This window comes from Corynebacterium nuruki S6-4 (assembly GCF_007970465.1).
Taxonomy (GTDB): domain Bacteria; phylum Actinomycetota; class Actinomycetes; order Mycobacteriales; family Mycobacteriaceae; genus Corynebacterium; species Corynebacterium nuruki.
In genome coordinates this window covers 875,840-896,494 of the sequence record NZ_CP042429.1, presented here as the reverse complement: position 1 = coordinate 896,494, position 20,655 = coordinate 875,840, and the positions used below count along the sequence as shown (strand labels likewise).

The 20,655-nt window shown below is 70.1% G+C and carries 16 protein-coding genes; all 16 read left to right on the top strand.

Annotated elements, in window-relative coordinates; genetic code table 11:
- The first annotated feature begins 32 nt into the window (after positions 1 to 32).
- The 16 genes from FSW06_RS04060 (at position 33) to ileS (ending at position 20,603) form a co-directional block, all read left to right on the top strand.
- Complete coding sequence (locus FSW06_RS04060) at positions 33 to 1,877, top strand: peptidoglycan D,D-transpeptidase FtsI family protein (protein ID WP_010122251.1); 1,845 nt, start codon at positions 33 to 35, stop codon at positions 1,875 to 1,877.
- On the top strand, positions 1,874 to 3,556 hold the full coding sequence (locus tag FSW06_RS04055) for a UDP-N-acetylmuramoyl-L-alanyl-D-glutamate--2,6-diaminopimelate ligase (protein WP_083827118.1): 1,683 nt from the start codon (positions 1,874 to 1,876) through the stop codon (positions 3,554 to 3,556). The genes FSW06_RS04060 and FSW06_RS04055 overlap by 4 nt, the downstream gene beginning before the upstream one ends.
- Positions 3,553 to 5,055, top strand: a complete 1,503-nt coding sequence (locus FSW06_RS04050) for a UDP-N-acetylmuramoyl-tripeptide--D-alanyl-D-alanine ligase (protein ID WP_010122249.1) — start codon at positions 3,553 to 3,555, stop codon at positions 5,053 to 5,055. The genes FSW06_RS04055 and FSW06_RS04050 overlap by 4 nt, the downstream gene beginning before the upstream one ends.
- Before the next feature lie 3 nt (positions 5,056 to 5,058).
- Complete coding sequence (gene mraY / locus FSW06_RS04045) at positions 5,059 to 6,162, top strand: phospho-N-acetylmuramoyl-pentapeptide-transferase (RefSeq protein WP_010122247.1); 1,104 nt, start codon at positions 5,059 to 5,061, stop codon at positions 6,160 to 6,162.
- 15 nt (positions 6,163 to 6,177) lie between these two features.
- Positions 6,178 to 7,680: a UDP-N-acetylmuramoyl-L-alanine--D-glutamate ligase gene (gene murD, locus FSW06_RS04040; RefSeq protein ID WP_010122245.1), complete on the top strand. Its 1,503-nt coding sequence runs from the start codon at positions 6,178 to 6,180 to the stop codon at positions 7,678 to 7,680.
- A gap of 5 nt (positions 7,681 to 7,685) precedes the next feature.
- On the top strand, positions 7,686 to 9,155 hold the full coding sequence (locus tag FSW06_RS04035; RefSeq protein ID WP_010122243.1) for a peptidoglycan glycosyltransferase FtsW: 1,470 nt from the start codon (positions 7,686 to 7,688) through the stop codon (positions 9,153 to 9,155).
- Between the two features lie 5 nt (positions 9,156 to 9,160).
- A complete protein-coding gene (gene murG, locus FSW06_RS04030; RefSeq protein ID WP_010122241.1) occupies positions 9,161 to 10,291 on the top strand; it encodes an undecaprenyldiphospho-muramoylpentapeptide beta-N-acetylglucosaminyltransferase in 1,131 nt (376 codons plus the stop codon).
- Positions 10,288 to 11,757, top strand: a complete 1,470-nt coding sequence (gene murC / locus FSW06_RS04025) for a UDP-N-acetylmuramate--L-alanine ligase (protein ID WP_010122239.1) — start codon at positions 10,288 to 10,290, stop codon at positions 11,755 to 11,757. Before murG ends, murC begins: the two co-directional genes overlap by 4 nt.
- 5 nt (positions 11,758 to 11,762) lie before the next feature.
- A complete protein-coding gene (locus FSW06_RS04020; RefSeq protein WP_010122237.1) occupies positions 11,763 to 12,443 on the top strand; it encodes a cell division protein FtsQ/DivIB in 681 nt (226 codons plus the stop codon).
- Positions 12,444 to 12,570: 127 nt separating this feature from the next.
- Positions 12,571 to 13,833 carry a cell division protein FtsZ gene (gene ftsZ / locus FSW06_RS04015; RefSeq protein WP_010122235.1) on the top strand — a complete coding sequence of 421 codons (1,263 nt, stop codon included), beginning with the start codon at positions 12,571 to 12,573 and terminating at the stop codon, positions 13,831 to 13,833.
- Positions 13,811 to 14,572 carry a peptidoglycan editing factor PgeF gene (pgeF, locus tag FSW06_RS04010; protein WP_050802045.1) on the top strand — a complete coding sequence of 254 codons (762 nt, stop codon included), beginning with the start codon at positions 13,811 to 13,813 and terminating at the stop codon, positions 14,570 to 14,572. The genes ftsZ and pgeF overlap by 23 nt, the downstream gene beginning before the upstream one ends.
- A gap of 146 nt (positions 14,573 to 14,718) precedes the next feature.
- Positions 14,719 to 15,336 (top strand): cell division protein SepF, encoded by a 618-nt coding sequence (locus FSW06_RS04005; RefSeq protein ID WP_010122231.1) that lies wholly within the window; start codon positions 14,719 to 14,721, stop codon positions 15,334 to 15,336.
- A 5-nt stretch (positions 15,337 to 15,341) separates the two neighbouring features.
- Positions 15,342 to 15,641, top strand: a complete 300-nt coding sequence (locus FSW06_RS04000; protein ID WP_010122230.1) for a YggT family protein — start codon at positions 15,342 to 15,344, stop codon at positions 15,639 to 15,641.
- A gap of 212 nt (positions 15,642 to 15,853) precedes the next feature.
- Positions 15,854 to 16,921, top strand: a complete 1,068-nt coding sequence (locus tag FSW06_RS03995) for a DivIVA domain-containing protein (RefSeq protein ID WP_029450182.1) — start codon at positions 15,854 to 15,856, stop codon at positions 16,919 to 16,921.
- A 16-nt stretch (positions 16,922 to 16,937) separates the two neighbouring features.
- Positions 16,938 to 17,096, top strand: a complete 159-nt coding sequence (locus FSW06_RS14445; protein ID WP_010122226.1) for a hypothetical protein — start codon at positions 16,938 to 16,940, stop codon at positions 17,094 to 17,096.
- A gap of 297 nt (positions 17,097 to 17,393) precedes the next feature.
- Positions 17,394 to 20,603 (top strand): isoleucine--tRNA ligase, encoded by a 3,210-nt coding sequence (gene ileS, locus FSW06_RS03990; RefSeq protein ID WP_010122224.1) that lies wholly within the window; start codon positions 17,394 to 17,396, stop codon positions 20,601 to 20,603.
- Positions 20,604 to 20,655: the final 52 nt, after the last annotated feature.

The following is a 20,655-nucleotide window of genomic DNA, read 5'->3' as shown; positions in this document are numbered from 1 at the left end:
CCTCCCAGCGGACGTCGGAGCCCGACCGGTCGATGAACAGCTGGCTCCAGGTCGACCCCTCGGCCGGCCGGTTCAGCTGGCGCGGCTCGGCGGTGATCGTCGTGGTCATCGTCTGCACGGTGGTCCTCGTCGCCCGGCTCGTGCAGCTCCAGGTCATCGAGGGTCCGTCCCTGTCGGCGGAGGCGTCCCAGCAGCGCACCGCGGTGCTGGCGGACCCGGCGAAACGGGGCGCGATCGTCGACGACGACGGCCGGGAGCTCGCCTACACGATGGATGCGCGGGCACTGTCGGTCCACCCGAAGAACCTGCTGCCCTGGATGGAGGAGCGTCACGAGCTGGATCCCGACGATGTCGCGGAACCGACCGAACGCCTCGAACAGATCATCCGTGAGGTGCCGGGCATGCTCGGTGACGGTGCACAGATCAACCCGGAGGACCTGCGGCGCAAGCTCACCTCCGACTCGACCTACGAGGTCCTCGTCCGTGACGTCGACCCCGACAAGGCGGAGGCGGTCGCCAAGAAGTTCCCGGAGATCACCGCGGAGCGGCAGGACGTCCGGCAGTACCCCAACGGGGCGGTGGCGGCCAACGTCATCGGCAAGATCAGCCGGGACAACGAGGGCCAGTTCGGCCTGGAGCTGTCGCAGGACGCGAAACTGCAGGGCATCGACGGCTCCCGGACCGTGGACATCGGCGGGTCGGGCAACGTGGTGCCGGGGTCGACCCGGGACGAGCATCCGTCGGTCAACGGCGACACCTACCACCTGACCCTGGATGTCGACGCCCAGACGTACGTCCAGCAGGCCACCCAGCAGGCCAAGGAGAAATCCGGGGCGGATTCCGCCTCGGTCGTGGTGATGGACGCGAAGACCGGAAAGATCCGCGCGATGGCGACCTCGGACACCATCAACCCCCAGGGTGACCTGGACAAGCAGCTGGACCAGGGCAAGGAGTTCGGCAACCGGACAGTGGAGGCCGCCTACGAGCCCGGCTCCGTGGCGAAGGTGATGACCGCCGCCGCGGCGATCCAGGAAGGGAAGACGACCCCGGACGAGGTGCTGCAGGTCCCCGGCCAGATCGAGATGTCCGGTGTGACGGTGAAGGATGCGTGGGAACACGGCACCGTGCCGTACACGACCACCGGCGTGTTCTCGAAGTCCTCGAACGTCGGGACGCTCATGCTGGCCGACCGGGTCGGTCAGGACAGCTACGACAAGTACCTGAAGAAGTTCGGTATCGGGCAGTCGCTCGACCTCGGCCTGCCGGGGGAGACCTCCGGCTACGTCCCCGACCTCAACCAGTGGTCGGGCGGGACGTTCGCGAACCTGCCCATCGGGCAGGGCATGTCGATGAACCTCGTCCAGATGACGGGCATCTACCAGGCCATGGCCAACAGCGGCGTCCGGGTGCAGCCGACCCTGATCGACAAGGTGACGACCGCGGACGGGACGGACATCCCGCAGCCGGAGCCGGCCACCACCGAGGTGGTCTCCCCGCAGACCGCCCGGACGGTGGTGGACATGTTCCGCGGAATCAACCAGGATGATCCGACCGGCGTCCAGCAGGGCACGGCACCCGCCGCCGCGATCGAGGGCTACCAGACCTCCGGTAAGACGGGCACCGCCCAGCAGATCGACCCGGACACCGGTGCCTACTCGAACTCGGCGTACTGGATAACCTATGCGGGCATGGCCCCGGCCGATGACCCCCGGTACGTCGTCGGCATCATGCTCGACAATCCGGAGCGCAGCACGGACGGCACCGGTGGCCAGTCCGCCGCACCCCTGTTCCACGACGTCATGTCGTGGCTGCTCGACCACTACAACGTGCCGCTGTCACCGGAGGCGGCACCCCGAATGACTCTGGAGGCACAGTGACAACCTCGGCAGGCGCCACTCTGGCGCGCCTTGCGGACCTGACCGGCGGACGGCTCGAGAAGCCGTCGGGAGGGACACCGGAGGGGGCGACAGTGGTCGGTTCCGCGGCGATCGGCGCCGCGGACGTCCCGGCGGGCGGCATGTTCATGGCCGTCCCCGGCACCCGCCACCACGGCGCGGAATTCGCCGGGCAGTCGGCGGGCTCCAGCGTGCTCACCGACGAGGCGGGCCTGCGTATCCTCACGGACGCCGGGTACCCGGGGACCGTCCTGGTCGTCGACGACTGCCGTCGGTGGCTGGGACCGGTCGCCGCGGAGATCCACGGCCACCCGACCCGCGGGATGACGGTCATCGGGGTCACCGGCACCAGCGGGAAGACGACGACCACCTACATGATGGAACACGCGCTGCTCGCCGAGAGTGCGGCGGATCCGGCCGTCGGTGGGGTGGGGCTGATCGGCACCACCGGGACCCGGATCAACGGGACCCCGGTACCGACCTCCCTGACCACTCCGGAGGCACCCACCCTGCAGGCCCTGTTCGCCCGGATGCGGGACGAGGGGGTGACCCGGGTGGTCATGGAGATCTCCTCCCACGCACTGGTACTCGGCCGGGTCCGCGGCGTGGACGTCGACGTCGCCGGCTTCACGAACCTCTCCCAGGACCACCTCGACTTCCACCCGACGATGGAGGACTACTTCCAGGCGAAGGCACAGCTGTTCACTGAGGCGCAGGACCCGGGCCGGTCGCCGGCGGTCCCGGTCGTCTGCGTCGACGATTCCTGGGGACGCCGCCTCGCCGACGAGCTGACCGCCGCCGGCCGGACAGTGACGACGGTCGCGAGCGACCCGGACACCGACGGCGCCCCGGCGACCTGGCAGGTCCGCGAGGTGACCGTCGACGTCGACGGCACCCAGCAGGTGACGGTCGACCACGACGGCACCTCGACGACGTTCGCCCTGTCACTGCCGGGCGACTTCAACGTGGCCAACGCGGTGCTCGCCCTCGCCACCCTGACGGCGGCCGGCCGGGTGACCGCCACCACCGACGTGGCCGCCGCCGCGGACCGGTACGCGGCACAGCTCGGCGATGTCCGCGTCCCCGGACGCATGCAGTCGGTCACGGGAAGCGGGGTGCGTCCCGACTACCTGGCCCTGGTCGACTACGCCCACAAGCCGGGCGCGGTCGCGGCCGTCCTGCACACCCTGGTCGGCCAGCGTGACCGGTCCGGCCACGGCGGCCGTATCGGTATCGTCCTCGGTGCCGGCGGAAACCGGGACCACGAGAAGCGGCCGCTCATGGGGAAGCAGGCCGCCGCACTCGCCGATCTCGTCATCGTCACCGACGACAACCCCAGGGACGAAGATCCCGCCCAGATCCGCGCCGCCGTCCTCGCCGGCGCGGAATCGGCCGCCGGTTCCGCCGAGGTGCGGGAGGTGGGGGACCGCCGTACCGCGATCCGTGACCTCGTCGCCTGGGCGCGACGCGGCGACATCCTCGTCGTCGCGGGCAAGGGACATGAGAAGGGCCAGATCATCGGCGACACGGTGGTCGACTTCGACGACGTGGCGGAACTCGCCGCCGCCATAGACGACACCGGCGACACCGGCGACACCGGCGACACCGGCGGCACCGGCGACAACAGGGCCGAGAGCGACCGACAGGAGACGGAAGCATGATCGAGATGACGGCGGCACAGATCGCCGAGGTCACCGGCGGGACCCTCGTCGACGGGGCGGATCCCGCGACACCGGTCACCGGGCCCGTGGAATTCGACTCCCGCCGGATCGTCCCCGGCGGGGTCTACCTGGCGCTGCCGGGCGCCCGCGTCGACGGTCACGACTTCGTCCCCGGCGCCCTCGCCGACGGTGCGGCCCTGGCTCTCGTCGGCCACCGGGTCGGTGTCCCGGCCCTGCTCTGCCCGCCGGTGGAATCCACGCCGGGCGAACAGCGCAACGCCTCCTACCTCGAACACGACCCGGACGGCGACGGCGAACGGGTGCTCACCGCACTCGGCCGACTCGCCCGGTACAACACCGACGTGCTCACCGCCGAGGACGGACTCACCGTCGTCGGAGTGACCGGATCGGCCGGCAAGACCTCGACAAAGGACCTCATCGGCGCGGTGCTCAACCGCGCCGGCGAGACCGTCGCCCCGCCCGGCAGCTTCAACAACGAGATCGGGCACCCGTACACCGCCCTGAAGGCGGGACGGACCACCCGCTTCCTGGTCGCGGAGATGTCCGCCCGCGGACAGGGCCACATCGCCCATCTCGCGCGGATCGCGCCGCCCCGGATCGGGGTGGAACTCAACGTGGGTACCGCCCACCTCGGCGAGTTCGGCTCGCGGGAGGCGATCGCGCAGGCGAAGGGTGAACTGGTCGAGGCACTGCCCGCGGCGGCCGACGGCGGTATCGCCGTGCTCAACGCCGACGACGACCTGGTCATGACGATGGCCGGGCGGACCACCGCCCGGATCGTCCGGTTCTCCTCGGCGGCGGACGCCCTGGACCGGGGCATCGAGTACGTGGCCACCGACATCCGGCTCGACGATGTCGCCCGGCCCTCGTTCCGGCTGCACCACCCCGCCGGGGAGCCGGTGGAGATCCACCTGGGCGTCTTCGGCATCCACAATGTCGGCAACGCCCTGGCCGCCGCCGCTGTCGGTATGGAGTGCGGTCTCGACGCGGCACAGATCGCCGCAGCCCTCGACGGGCATGTCGCGGCGTCCGCGAACAGGATGGACGTCCGCACCCGGGCCGACGGGGTGACGGTCATCAACGACTCCTACAACGCCAACCCCGACTCGATGCGGGCCGGGGTGGACGCGCTGGCCTACACCGCCACCGGACGCACCGGCGCGGAGGCCGTGGCGGTCCTCGGCCGGATGGCCGAACTGGGGGAGGGGACGGTCGCCGAGCACACCGCACTGGGGCACTACCTGTCCACCCGCGGGGTGGGCGAGGCGGTCGTCGTCGGCGAGGGTGCCGAGCTCGACGCCCTGGCCGACGCCGCCCGGGCGGAAGGCGTGACGGTGTACCGTGCCGCGGACACTGACGCGGCGGTCGCACATCTCGCCACGGTTCTGCACCCCGGGGACGTCGTGCTGGTCAAGGCGTCCTATTCTGACGGTCTGTGGCGGGTCGCCGACGGCCTCCACGACAAGGAGACTAAGTAGACAATGCTGCAGATCATCACCGCCGGGGTCGTGTCGTTCCTCGTCGCGATCTTTTTCACCCCGTACCTCATCAAACGGTTCTCCGCGGAGGGACTCGGCCAGGAGATCCGCGAAGAGGGCCCGAAGTCGCACCTGCGTAAGCGCGGCACCCCGACCATGGGTGGCCTGGCGATCCTCCTCGCCCTCGTCGTGGGCTACCTCGCCGCCGTCGTCGTCGGGCTGGTGACCTCCGACGGCACCGGACCCGGCGCCTCCGGGTGGATCGTCCTCGGACTGACCCTCGCCCTCGGCGGACTCGGTTTCGCCGACGACTACATCAAGCTGGTCATGGGCCGGAACCTCGGGCTGAACGCCAAGGCGAAGCTCGCCGGCCAGCTCGTCACCGCCGTCGTCTTCGGCATCCTCGTGCTGAAGTTCCCCGACGACCAGGGCCTCACCCCGGCCTCGTCGAAGCTGTCGTTCCTCCGTGACATCGACTCCTTCGACCTCAGGATCGGCGGGGTGGTCATCGGGACCGTCATCTTCCTCATCTTCATCTACCTGGTGATCTCCGCCTGGTCGAACGCGGTGAACCTCACGGACGGTCTCGACGGCCTGGCCGCCGGGGTGACCGGCATCGTGCTGGCGTCCTACGTCGTGCTGACGTTCTGGCAGTTCCGCAACTCCTGCGGCTCGGACCCGACCGCGTCCTGCTACGCGGTGCGCGACCCGCTGGACCTGGCGATGCTCGCCGCGGCGGGCCTCGGCGGCTGCCTCGGATTCCTGTGGTGGAACGCCGCCCCGGCGAAGATCTTCATGGGCGACACCGGCTCCCTGGCCCTCGGTGGCCTCGTCGCCGGCCTCTCCGTCGCCTCGCGCACCGAGCTGCTCATGGTCCTCGTCGGCTTCCTGTTCGTCATGGAGGCCGCCAGCGTGGTCATCCAGGTGCTGTTCTTCAAGACCACCGGACGCCGGGTGTTCCGCATGGCCCCCTTCCACCACCACTTCGAGGCCGGCGGCTGGGCGGAGACGACGGTCGTCATCCGGTTCTGGCTGCTCTCCGCGATCTTCGCGATGGCGGGGGTGGCACTGTTCTACAGTGACTGGCTCGGCTCGGCGTCATTCTAGGAGGACCGGGAACACATGGACACGACACACGCAGCTGACCGCACGCTCGTCGACCACCTCGACCACGGCAGGGTCCTGATCGCCGGGGCCGGCGTGGCCGGCCGCGGTGTGGCACGGATGCTCGCCGGGCTGCCGTCGACCGTCACCGTCGCCGACGACAACGCCACCGCACGCGGGGCGCTGGCCACGGAGACCGGCTGCCGGCCGGTCGATGTGGCCACCGCGACCGGGATGCTCGGGGAGACCGACATCGTCGTGACCTCGCCGGGCTGGCGGCCTGACTCGGCACTGCTCGTCGCGGCCGCACAGGCCGGGGTGCCGGTCATCGGCGACATCGAGGCCGCGTGGCTCGCCGACCGGGCGGGCCTGTTCGGCGCGCCGCGGACCTGGCTCGCGGTCACCGGGACCAACGGCAAGACCACGGCGACGGGCATGCTCCACAGCATCCTCGTGGCCGACGGACGGGCCGCCGAGGCAGTCGGGAACATCGGGACGCCGCCCGGCGAGGCACTGCTCAGCGAACCGCACACCGACGTGCTCGCCGCGGAGGTCTCGAGTTTCCAGCTGCACTGGGCCCCGGACTTTGCCCCGGACGCCGGCTGCGTACTCAACCTGGCCGACGACCACCTCGACTGGCACGGATCCTTCGCGAACTATGCCGCGGACAAGGCGCGGGCACTGACCGGGACGGTCGCCGTACTGGCGCTCGACGACCCGGCGGTGCTCGCCCAGGCGGCCCGCGAGGGCGTCGTCACCGGGGAGCGGCGTGGCTTCACCCTCGGCGACCCTGCCGGTGCGGCCGGTGCGGCCGGTGCGGCCGGTGCGGCCGTGCCGGGGCTGACCACCGTGACCGGCGTCCGCGACGGACGGATCGTCGAACTCGACACGACCTCCGGCGACCTCACCGACCTCGCGGCGGCCACCGGGCTGTCCCCGGCCGGACCCGCCGGTGTCGCCGACGCGACCGCGGCCGCCGCACTGGCCCGCGCCGCCGGCGTGGCCGCCGGTGCCGTCGGACGGGGACTGGCGTCCTTCCACGTCGCCGCGCACCGGGGACAGGTCGTCGCCGACGTCGACGGGGTGACCTGGATCGACAACTCGAAGGCGACCAACCCGCATGCGGCGTCCGCCGCACTGCGCGGCCTCGGTCACGTGGTCTGGGTCGCCGGCGGACAGCTGAAGGGCGCCGCCGTGGCCGATCTGGTCGCGGAGGTGGCGCCGACGTTGCGCGCCGCGGTCCTGCTGGGCGTCGACCGGGGGATCCTGGCCGACGCACTCGCCGCCGCGGCCCCGGACCTGCCGGTCACGGTCATCGACGAGACGGATCCGACCGTGGCGATGCGCGAGGTGGTCGAGGCCGCCCGCGGCGCCGCCGGCCCCGGCGACACGGTCGTGCTGGCTCCCGCCGCCGCCTCGCTCGACATGTACGCTGGAATGTCCCAGCGTGGAGACCTTTTCGCCCGCTTCGCGACCGGATCAGGGACCCAACCGCAGACCGAACCACGGGGAGAGAGGTAGCCGACGTGAGCAACCGCACGGACAGCCGGACCGGACGGCCCGCCCGGGGTGCCGAGGCGTCCCCCTGGGTCGGCCTGCAGGGCAAGGCCCGGCGGTTCCTCGACACGCCCCAGCTCGACTACCGGGTGCTGATGACCGTCACCGCCGCCCTGGTGGTGATCGGCCTGGTGATGGCCCTGTCGTCGTCGATGGTGACCTCGGTCGAGGGCGGCGGCAGCGTGTTCAGCTCCTTCGTCAAGCAGGCCGTCCTGGTGGTCATCGGGCTGTTCGCCATGTGGATCGCGCTGCGGATGCGTCCGACGAAGATCCGTGACTACTCGCCGTGGCTGCTCGGCCTGGCGATCGCGCTCCTGCTGCTCGTGCTCACCCCGTTCGGCACCGGCGGCACGGAGGTCGGGTCGAAGTCGTGGATCCGGCTCGGTTCGGTGGGCATCCAGCCCTCCGAGATCGGCAAGATGGCGCTCGCCGTCTGGGGCTCGGCCTCGGTGGCCGTCCATGCGCGGCGGGAGCGGACCTTCTTCCGCGGGATGGGGCCGTTCCTGTGCGTCGCGGTGTTCATCCTCGCTCTCGTCCTCGGCCAGAACGACCTCGGCATGATGCTGTCGGTCGGCCTGGTGGTCTTCGCGATGCTGTACTTCGGCGGGGCGTCCTCCCGGGTCCTGGTCGGCGGCGCCGTGGTCGGTGCCGTCATCGGTGCCGTCTTCACCCTGACGCACAGTTTCCGTGGGGCGCGGTTCAGCACCTGGGTGGACGCCGTGACCCTGAGCTTCAGTGAGGCCAACTCCCAGGGCGACGCCTACCAGGCCAAGCAGGGCATCCTGTCACTCGCCTCCGGCGGGCTCACCGGGGAGGGCCTCGGCCAGTCCCGGGCGAAGTGGTCCTATCTGCCGGAGGCCACCAACGACTTCGTCTTCGCGATCATCGGCGAGGAACTCGGCTGGATCGGCGCCGGACTGGTGATCGTGCTGTTCGCGTTCCTCGGCTGGTTCGGGATCCGGACCGCGGTCCGGCAGACGGACCCCTTCCTGCGCCTCATGGCGGCCACGCTCACCGTCGGTATCGTCTTCCAGGCGATGTTCAACATGGGCTACGTCATCGGGCTGCTGCCGGTCACCGGTGTGCAGCTGCCGCTGATCTCGTCGGGCGGTACCTCGGCGATCATCACCCTGGCGTCGCTGGGGCTGCTGATGAACTGTGCCCGGCACGAGCCGGCCGCCATCTCGTCGATGCAGCACGAGGGCCGGCCGTGGCTGGACCGGATCATGCTGCTGCCGGAACCCCGTCCGTACACCGCCGGTGGCGAGCAGCGCGCCCAGGCCCGGCCCCGGGCCCGCCGGTACGGGGAGCCGGTCACCCGCCGGCCGGACCGTGCCCGTCGTCCCGACGGTCCCGACCGCACGGCCCGCGGTGACAGTCCACCGCGCTCGCCGTCCCATTCCCCCTACCGTTCGACCAACCGCACCAGGAGACAGTGACAACTGTGACCAGTGAGACCAGTACCCCGTCCCGGGCAACCCCGGCACCCCTTTCGATCGTCCTCGCCGGCGGCGGGACCGCCGGGCATATCGAACCCGCACTGGCCGTCGGTGAGGCGCTGCGGGCGGCCCGGCCGGACGCCCGGATCACCGCCCTGGGCACTGAACGCGGCCTCGAGGGACGCCTGGTGCCAGAGCGTGGTTTCGACCTGTCCCTCATCCCGCCGGTCCCGGTGCCCCGCAAGGTGAACAAGGATCTCCTGACGTTCCCGTTCCGTCTGGTCCGGGCACTGTGGGAGACGCGCCGGACGCTGCGTCGTCTGGACGCGGACGTCGTCGTCGGCTTCGGCGGCTACGTCTCCGGCCCGGCCTATCTCGCGGCGAGGTCCGCGGGGATCCCGGTCGTCGTCCACGAGGCCAATGCCCGCACGGGCATGGCGAACCGGCTCGGGGTGAAACTCGGCGGCCGCGCGCTCGCCGCCGTCCCGGATTCCGGACTGCCCGGGGCCGAGGTGGTCGGCATCCCGGTCCGCCGGAGCCTGCTCGACCTCGACCGGGCCGGGCTGCGCCGGGAGGCCCGTGACTTCTTCGGCCTCGACCAGGACGCGCCGGTGCTGCTCGTCACCGGCGGCAGCCAGGGCGCCGCGTCGATCAACGCCGCGGTCGCCGGTGCCGCGCCGACCCTGGCGGACGCCGGGATCGGCGTCCTGCACGCCTACGGCCGGAAGAACTCGGTGGAGGTCGCCCAGACCCCCGGCGCCCCGGCGTATGTCGCGGTACCGTACATCGACCGGATGGATCTGGCCCTCGCCGCCGCGGACATGGTGCTGTGCCGGTCCGGTGCGATGACGGTGGCGGAGATCTCGGCCTGCGGACTGCCGGCCGTGTACGTCCCGCTGCCGCACGGCAACGGGGAGCAGGAACTCAACGCCCGGCCGGTCGTCGAGGCCGGCGGCGGGTCGATCGTGCCGGACGCCGAACTGGACGCCCGCCGGGTCGCCCGCGAGGTCGTCCCGCTGCTGCGGGACGCCGACCGGCTGGAGAAGGCCGGGGCCGCCGCCTCCCGGGCGGGGCACCGGGACGCGGCCGCGCGCATCGCGGAGATCGTCATCGAGGAAGCGACGGAGAAGAAATGAACGAGATCAACGGAGTGTCGGCCGACCGGCTCCAGCGGGTCCACATGGTGGGGATCGGCGGTGCCGGCATGTCGGGCATCGCGCGGATCCTGCTGGACCGGGGCGTGGCGGTCAGCGGTTCGGACATGAAGGAGTCGCGGGTCGTGCTCGCGCTGCGCGCGGCCGGCGCCGTCATCGGCGTCGGCCACCGCGCGGAGAACCTGGACCTGGCCGGAGGGGCACCGGATGCCGTGGTGACCTCCTTCGCCGCGATCCCGCAGGACAACCCGGAGCTCGTCGCCGCCCGCGAACGGGGAATCCCGGTGCTGCGGCGGTCCGACATGCTCGCGCTGCTCATGGCGGACTCCCGTGCGGTGCTGATCTCCGGGACACACGGCAAGACCTCGACGACGTCGATGGCGGTCGTGGGACTGCAGGCCGCCGGGCTGGACCCGTCGTTCGCGATCGGCGGCCAGCTGAACCGGGCCGGGACGAACGCCCACAACGGCACCGGAGACGTCTTCGTCGCCGAGGCGGACGAGTCCGACGGCTCCTTCCTCACCTATTCGCCGACCGTGGCGGTCGTGACGAACATCGAGGCGGACCACCTGGACTACTACGGCACCGAGGCCGCCTACCACGCCGTCTTCGGCGAGTTCGCCGGCCGGATCAGGGACGGCGGCGCCCTGGTGGCCTGTGTGGAGGACGACGGCGCCGCCGAACTCGCCGAACGCGCCGCCGCCGGGGAGCTTCCGCTCGCCGACGGTGTCCGGGTGTTCGGGTACGGGGCGGAGGCGGCGCTCGCCGCACATCCGTCGGTGCCCGCCGGGGCCGTGGTCCTGGAATCGGCGGCGCTGCCGGACGGCGGGTCGCGGGCCCGGGTACGGCTCGACGGCGTCCCGGGCGCACCGGTCGTCGAACTGACGGTCCACACCCCGGGGCACCACATGGTGCTCAACGCCGCCGCGTCACTGCTCGCCGGCGTGCTCGTCGGCGCGGACCCGCAGTCCGTCGCCGACGGGATCGGCGACTTCGAGGGGGTGCGCCGCCGTTTCGAGTTCCACGGCGAGGTCGGGGGTGTGGAGGTCTACGACGACTACGCGCACCACCCCACGGAGGTCCGTGCCGTGCTCTCCGCCGCCCGGGCCAAGGTCGACGCCCGCGGCGGCGGCCGGGTCATCGTGGTCTTCCAGCCGCACCTGTACTCACGGACCGTCAACTTCGCCACGGAGTTCGCCGCCGCCCTCGATCTGGCCGACTCGGTGGTCGTCCTCGACATCTTCGGCGCGCGGGAGGACCCGGTGGAAGGGGTCGACTCGCGCATCATCACCTCGAAGATGACCACCCCGGTCGTCTTCGAGCCGCGGTTCTCCGATGCGCCGGACCGGGTGGCGGAGATCGTCCGGCCCGGTGACATCGTGCTGACGGTCGGCGCCGGCACCGTGACGATGCTCGCCGACGAGATCCTGCACCGGCTGGGGGAGTGAGGGAGATGGCCGGGACACGTCGGACACGCCGCCGGTGGCTCATCCCCGTCGCCGTGGTGGTCGTGGTGGTCATCGCGGCCCTGGTGGTGTACGTCAGCCCGTTGCTGCACGTCCGCTCGGTGGAGGTCGAGGGGACGCACAACCTCACCGCCGACGAGGTCCGGGACGCCTCCGGGGTGCAGGAGGGCCAGAACCTGGCCCGGCTGGACACCTCGGCCGCGGCCTCCGGGGTCTCCCGGCTGCCCTGGACCGACAGCGTGACCGTGTCCCGGTCCTGGCCGTCGACGGTGCGCATCGACGTGACCGAACATGAGGCGGTCGGCGTCCTCGACGACGGTGGGGACCCCGCCGTCGTCGACGCGGACGGCCGGCTGTTCCTGCGCGGTGTGACGCCCGACGGGGTGAAGAAGATCACCGCGCGTGCCGACGACCAGGGTGCGGTGTCCGCCGCCGCCGGCGCCCTCGCCGCCGTCCGGCAGCTGGATCAGGGCCTGTACGATCAGGTCGAGAGCGCGGACGCCCAGGGCGCCAACGACGTCCTCCTGAAATTCCCGGAGGGCAGGGAAGTGTACTGGGGTTCCGCTGACCGTGCCGCGGACAAGGCCGAGGCGACACGGGTCGTGCTGACCAGAAAGGGAGCCCGGTGGAATGTCTCCAATCCCGGGCTCCCGTCGGTGCGAGAATAACTCTAAACCTTTCATTGAGGGATACGACACGCCGCCGGAAATGTTCCGGGAAAGTCCGGCGGTGTCCACCACAATGAGCAAGACAAATCCGGGGCATTCAGCAGACAGGAAAGTGAGAGCACAGGCCATGAGCGACTACGACAACCACCTCGCCAACATCACGGTGGTCGGCGTCGGCGGCGGCGGCGTGAACGCCGTCAACCGCATGATCGAGGCAAACCTGCAGGGCGTGGAGTTCGTCGCCATCAACACCGACGCGCAGGCCCTGCTGATGACCGACGCGGACACGAAGCTCGACATTGGCCGCGAGGAGACCCGCGGGCTCGGAGCCGGTGCGAACCCGGAGGTCGGCCGTCGCGCGGCCGAGAACGGCAAGGAGGAGATCGAGGAGGCGCTCGAGGGTGCCGACATGGTCTTCGTCACCTGTGGTGAGGGTGGCGGCACCGGTACCGGCGCATCGCCGGTCGTCGCGCAGATCGCCAAGAAGCAGGGTGCCCTGACCGTCGGTGTGGTGACCCGCCCCTTCCAGTTCGAGGGCAAGCGCCGCACCCGGCAGGCCCTCGAGGGTATCGAACAGCTCCGCGACGTCTGTGACACGCTCATCGTCATCCCCAATGACAGTCTGCTGAAGATGGGTGACGAGGACCTCCAGCTCATGGACGCCTTCCGCAAGGCCGACGAGGTCCTGCACTCAGGTGTCGAAGGCATCACCAAGCTCATCACGACCCCCGGCATGATCAACGTGGACTTCGCCGACGTGCGCTCGGTCATGACGGACGCCGGGTCGGCGCTCATGGGCATCGGTTTCGCCCGGGGTGAGAACCGCGCCCGCAAGGCCACCGAGATGGCGATCAACTCACCGCTGCTCGAGACGACGATGAAGGGTGCCAAGGGTGTGCTGCTGTCCTTCGCGGGCGGCTCCGACCTCGGCCTGTTCGAGGTCAACGACGCCGCCTCGATCGTCGAGGAACTCGCCGACGACGACGCCAACATCATCTTCGGCACCATCGTCGACGAACAGCTCGGCGACGAGGTGCGGGTGACCGTCATCGCCACCGGCTTCGACGATTCGCCGAACGTGACCCCGGCCCAGTCGCAGCGTCCCGGCCAGCACCGGGCACCGGAACCGTCGGAGACCCAGCGGCCGGAACGGCAGGCCGACCAGGGTGGTCAGGAGCGCCAGCAGCAGGGCATCTTCGACGGCGCGGACGCCCCGCAGCCCCGTGAGCGGCAGAACCGGGACAACCGCGACAACCGTGAGGCCGAGGTGCCGGCCAGCTTCGCGCAGCGCCGCAACGGCAACGAGAGCTCCGGCCTGTTCAGCAGCCCGGAGCGGGACCGCCGCGACGATGACGGAGAGGACGACCTTGACCTCCCCTCGTTCTTCTGAGAGTCCCGCCGACGGTGCTGAGCGCCGCGTCCGGAAGGTCGTGACCGACCGGTCCGGCGGCGTCTCCGAGGGCCCGTACGGGTCATTCAACCTGGGGGACCACGTCGGTGACGACCCGACGGCGGTCGCCGCGAACCGGACCCGGCTCGCCGGTCTCCTCGGCCTGCCCGAGGACCGGATGGTGTACATGGAGCAGGTGCATTCGCCGACGGTGACGGAGGTGACGCAGGAGCTGCTCGACGGACTCGCCGGCGGCCCCGTGCCGGTGACCGACGCCCTCGTGACCACACTTCGCGGGACGGCACTGGTGGTGCTCACCGCCGACTGCGTGCCGGTCCTGCTCTCGGACGAGGACGCCGGGGTCGTCGCCGCCGTGCATGCCGGACGCCTCGGCGCCCGCAACGGAATCCTCGCCCGCACCCTCGACGAGATGGAGCGGCTGGGAGCCGTGCCCGCCCGTGTCCATGTCCTGTTCGGTGCGGCGATCGCGGGCACCGACTACGAGATTCCGGAGAGTATGGCGCGGGACGTCGAGGAGCGGCTGCCGGGGTCGCGGACGCGGACGTCGACCGGGACCACCGGGCTCGACCTCCGGGCCGGACTGCTGCGCCAGCTCATGGAACGCGGTGTGACGATGATCGACGCCGATCCGCGGAGCACCCTGGCGGAGGAGAGCCTGTTCTCCTACCGTCGCGACGGCACCACCGGGCGTCAGGCCGCCGTGGTCTGGATGCCCTGACCCCGGCGGACGAGACGCTGACTGGTGCCCTGCGTGTCACCGTCGCCGCCGGAGACGGCGGGCCGGTACCGTGGAGAGCAGTACCAGGGTGGAGAAGGCTACCGCGCGGGCTACCGAGAACACCACGATGAAGGAGAGTGAGGACCATGGCAGAAGGCATCACCGGGAAAATGAAGGACTTCTTCGGGCTGGGCAGTGTCGACAGCTACGAGGATCCGTACCACTACGACGAGTTCGATGACGACCGGGACGACAGGGGCCGCCGGGACCACCGGGAACCGGCCGAGGATCCGCGTGACACGCACGCCGTGCGTGAGCCACGCGAGACCCGGGAGGCGCGCCCGTCAAGCCGCTACGGCGCGCCGGCCCGGGAGCCGGAGGACGCGTACCGGCGTCCGGAGGCGGCGTCCCGCTACGAGGGGGAGGACCGCCACCCCCGCAGTGGTCTGTACTCCGCCACGACGCCGGCGACGCCGGCGTCGGTCGAACCCCGGTTCGTGGTCGTGAAGATCAGCGAGTTCCGGGAGGCGGGGAACCTGGCGAACGCCTTCCGCACCGGCGACGTGGTGGCTTTCTCGCTCTCCGGTATGGAGAAGGCGGAGGCGACCCGGGTGCTCGATTTCTCGGCGGGCCTGGCCAAGGGACTCGCCGGCGACCTGAAGAAGCTGGGTGGTTTCCGCAGCTTCGTCCTGGTGCCGGCCGATGTCACACTCGACCGCGGACACCTGGATGACCTGGACGCCAAGCTGGCGGGGGACCGGTAGCCGCTGTGGCCGTTGCTCTGTTCGCTGTCGCCCTGGTCCTGCGCCTCTACTGGTACATCCTGCTGGGGCGCGTGATCATCGAGATGATCCAGTCCTTCTCCCGCCGTTGGACCCCGCCCCGGTGGTTCGCCGTGATCGCCGAACCGCTGTTCGTCCTCACCGACTTCGCCATCAAGCCGTTGCGGCGGCTGATCCCGCCGCTGCGGTTGGGTGGGGTGGCCCTGGATCTCTCGGTCCTGGTGCTTTTCCTCATTCTGACGATCCTCACCGGAATTGTGCAGAGCGCAGGTATTGCCGCCGCCTAGCAGGGATGATGGCACTGTGAAGGATGATAATTACTGCGGTTCCAGCTGTCTGTTGTTGCCGGTGGGAAACTCGGTGCGGTATAACAGGCCGTAAAGATTGCACATCAGGTTGACCGTGAACCTGTACTGTTGCAGTCAGTTGTTACGATCGACCAAGACAATGCGCTGGCGAGAGCCGGCGAGACATTATCCGACTGTGAAGGGAACTACCGATGCCGTTGACTCCCGCTGACGTTCACAACGTGGCCTTCAGCAAGCCGCCGATCGGCAAGCGTGGCTACAACGAGGACGAGGTAGACCAGTTCCTCGATCTCGTCGAAGACACTCTCGCTGAGCTCCAGGACGAGAACACCGAGCTGCGGGAGCAGGGTGCCGGTTCCGCCGCCCCGGCGGCCGCAGCTGCCGCCGCCGGCTCGACGGGCTCCGCGGACTCCGTCGACCGCGCGGAACTCGACAAGACGAAGGCCGCGCTCAAGGACGCCGAGAAGGCCGCCTCCGACGCCAAGGCCCGCGTCGCGGACCTGGAGAAGGAACTCGCCGAGGCCAAGAAGGCCACCTCCGCTGCGGAGGCCCGCGCCACCGCCGCAGAGAAGTCCGCGGCCGAGGCCCGGAAGTCCGGCGCCGCCGCATCCTCCGATGCCGCGGCGGCGTCCGCCCAGCCGCAGGCCGCCGCGGCGGCCGCACCGGTCACCGGACCGGACGGCACCGCAACGCCGGAGACCCACATGCAGGCCGCACGCGTGCTGTCGCTGGCACAGGAGATGGCCGACCGCCTCACCGGTGACGCGAAGGACCAGTCGCAGGCCATGCTGAGCGACGCCCGCTCCGAGGCCGACAGGATCGTCAAGGACGCGAACTCCTCGGCCGAGGCCACCCTGGCCGACGCCAAGAAGCGTTCCGAGACCCAGCTCGCCGAGGCGAAGTCCTCCTCCGAGAAGCAGCTCGCCGAGGCGAAGCAGAGCTCCGAGAAGATGGTCGCCGACGCGAAGCAGAAGTCGGCCACCCTGATCGCGGACGCCACCGCGCAGTCCGAGGCCCAGGTCCGCCAGGCCCAGGAGAAGGCCGACGCCCTGGAGAAGGACGCCGAGCGCAAGCACACCGAGATCATGTCGACGATCAAGAAGCAGCAGACGGCCCTCGAGGGCCGCATCGACGAGCTGCGCACCTACGAGCGCGAGTACCGGACCCGCCTGAAGACGTTCCTCGAGTCCCAGCTCGACGAGCTCAACAGCCGGAACACGGCTGCGCCGCAGGGCAACGTCGACTTCGACGACAAGTAGGAGAAGGTCCCCGCCGATGCTCGCTGTCTCGCTGCTCCTCGCCCTCCTCGGATTCATCGCGCTTCTCGTGGCCCTGTGGGCCGGCTCGATGCTGTGGGCGTGGATCTGCATCGTGGTGGCCGCGGTGGGGATCATCCTGTTCATCGTCGACCTCATCATCCTGAGGCGACGGTAGGGGAGTTATACTTTCCCCGGTCCCGGCCCACCGCCGCCGCGGTGGGCCGGTCATCGCGCACTGATCCGGCCATCACCGGGGAGCGTCTCCGGAAGAACCGGACCCGGTGAGAACCGTGGTCCCCAGTAGAACCGGGCGGATGCGGCACGTCACGCCGTCAACGAAGCGGGAGTCCCGCCCGGACGGCGGTCGGCGGGAATCTCCAAGCGGGGTGGTACCGCGTCCCACCACCGGCGGACCTGCCGGGGTGGGCACGTCCCCGCGGACCCAGACGATGATGACCCTGAGGAGTCCGCGATGACCACCCCCGCCGGCGGCGCCTACCCCCGTCACGACATGACGGACGGCACCAGCTCGTTCCCCCACATGGAGGAGAACGTCCTGAAGTACTGGGAGGACGACCAGACCTTCCAGGCGTCCCTCACCAACCGTGAGGACGCGCCCGACTACATCTTCTACGACGGCCCGCCCTTCGCCAACGGCCTGCCGCACTACGGTCACCTGCTGACCGGCTACGTCAAGGACATCGTCCCGCGCTACAAGACGATGCGCGGCTACCACGTCCCGCGCGTCTTCGGCTGGGACACCCACGGCCTGCCCGCTGAGCTCGAGGCGGAGAAGCAGCTCGGGATCAAGGACAAGGGCCAGGTCGAGGACATGGGCCTGGCAGCCTTCAACGACTACTGCGCGAAGTCGGTGCTGCGCTACACCGACGAGTGGAAGGCCTACGTCACCCGTCAGGCCCGGTGGGTGGACTTCGACAACGGCTACAAGACCATGGACCTGACCTACATGGAGTCCGTGATCTGGGCCTTCAAGCAGCTCTACGACAAGGGGCTGATCTACCAGGGCTTCCGTGTGCTGCCGTACTCGTGGGCCGAGCACACCCCGCTGTCGAACCAGGAGACCCGGCTCGACGACTCCTACAAGATGCGGCAGGACCCGACCGTCACCGTCACCTTCCCGCTGACCGGCGCCTACCCGGGCACCGCGGCGGTCGAGACGCTCGCCGCGCACCCCGAACTGGCGGACGCCGCCCCGCTGGCGTGGACGACCACCCCGTGGACCCTGCCCTCGCACCTGGCCCTGGCGGTCAACCCCACGGTGACCTATGTGCTCGTGCGGGTCGGTGACGACGGAGCGGAAGCGGTCGCCGGACAGAAGGTGCTCCTCGCCAAGGACCTGCAGGGCGCCTATGCCAGGGAGCTCGGCGAGAAGGCCGAGGTGCTCGGTGAATTCACCGGCGAGCAGCTCGTCGGCCTGACCTACACACCCCCCTTCGACTACTTCGCCGACCGCGCGGGGCAGGGTGCCTTCCGCATCCTCGCCGCCGACTACGTCACCACCGAGGACGGCACCGGTATCGTCCACCAGGCCCCGGCCTTCGGTGAGGACGACATGAACACCTGCAACGCCGCCGGCATCGACGTGGTGATCCCCGTCGACATGGACGGCAAGTTCACCTCGCTGGTGCCCGACTACCAGGGTCAGCTGGTCTTCGACGCGAACCGCCAGATCATCCGCGACCTCAAGGAGAAGGGCCGGATCGTCCGTGACCAGACGATCGAGCACTCCTACCCGCACTCCTGGCGGTCCGGCGAGCCGCTGATCTACATGGCGCTGCCCAGCTGGTTCGTGTCCGTCACGAAGTTCCGCGACCGGATGGTCGAGCTCAACCACGACCAGATCGAGTGGATCCCCGAGCACATCCGGGACGGCCAGTTCGGCAAGTGGCTCGAGGGGGCCCGGGACTGGAACATCTCCCGCTCCCGCTACTTCGGGTCGCCGATCCCGGTGTGGGTCTCCGACGATGACGCCTACCCGCGCATCGACGTCTACGGGTCCCTCGATGAACTGGAGGCCGATTTCGGCGTCCGGCCGACCAACCTGCACCGGCCGTACATCGACGAACTCACCCGCCCCAACCCGGACGACCCGACAGGGAAGTCCACCATGCGGCGCGTGTCGGATGTCCTCGACGTCTGGTTCGACTCGGGCTCGATGCCGTTCGCCCAGGTGCACTACCCGTTCGAGAACAAGGACTGGTTCGACAGCCACAGCCCCGCCGACTTCATCGTCGAGTACATCGGGCAGACCCGCGGCTGGTTCTACCTGCTGCACGTCCTGGGCACCGCACTGTTCGACCGTCCCGCGTTCAAGAAGGTCGTCTCCCACGGCATCGTGCTCGGCGACGACGGCCTGAAGATGTCCAAGTCGAAGGGCAACTACCCCGACGTCAACGAGGTCTTCGACCGCGACGGTTCGGACGCCATGCGGTGGTTCCTCATGAGTTCGCCGATCCTGCGTGGCGGCAACCTCATCGTCACTGAACAGGGCATCCGCGAGGGCGTCCGTCAGGCGATGCTGCCGATGTGGAACGCCTACTCGTTCCTGCGGCTCTACGCGCACAGGCCCGCGGAGCGTGCCGTGGGGGACAAGGCGCCGACGAACGTTCTGGACCGCTACATCCTCGCCAAGCTCCACGACACGGTCACTGCGGTGACCACCTCGCTGGACGCCACGGACATCGCCGCGGCGACCGATGAGATCCGGCAGTTCTGCGACGCCCTGACCAACTGGTACGTGCGGCGGTCCCGCGACCGGTTCTGGGCCGGGGACGAGGAACACCCCGACGCCTTCAACACCCTGTACACGGTGCTGGAGACCCTGTGCCGCATCAGCGCCCCGCTGCTGCCGATGACCACCGAGGTGATCTGGCGCGGCCTGACCGGTGGCCGCTCGGTGCACCTGACCGACTGGCCCGACGCCGACGAGTTCCCGGCGGACGCCGACCTGGTCGCCACGATGGACGAGGTGCGCAGTGTGTGCTCCGCGGCGTCCTCGCTGCGTAAGGCCCACAAGCTGCGTAACCGCCTGCCGCTGCAGCGGCTGACCGTCGCACTGCCCGGTTCGGGGCGCCTGGCGGAGTTCGCCGACATCATCCGGGACGAGGTCAACGTCAAGGACGTCGCCCTGACCGATGACGTGAGCTCCGTCGGACGCTTCGAGGTCGTCGTCAACGCCCGGGTCGCCGGGCCGCGGCTGGGCCGGGACGTCCAGAAGGTCATCAAGGCCGTGAAATCCGGCAACTACACCGTGGACGAGGCCGGGACGGTCACCGCCGACGGCATCGCCCTGGTCGACGGCGAATTCTCCCGTCGGCTGGTCGCCGTCGACCCCGATCAGACCGCCGAGATCCCCGGGACCGAGGGCCTCGTCGTACTCGACATGACGCTCACCCCGGAGCTCGAGGCGGAGGGCTGGGCCGCGGACCGCATCCGCGGAATCCAGGACGCCCGGCGGACCGAGGACTTCGATGTCTCGGACCGGATCGTGCTGACCCTGTCGGTGCCGGCCGAGCGGCGCGCGTGGGCGGACGAGCACATCGCCACGATCGCCGGTGAGGTGCTGGCCACCAGCTACTCCGTCGTCGTGGGGGAGGATCTCGCCCACGACACCGGCGACGGCTGCTCCGTCGATGTTGTGAGGGTCGCTGTCGCCGACTGACGGTGACGACGGTAACGTCTGTACCTGGAAAGCAACCACAACCACATTCCCT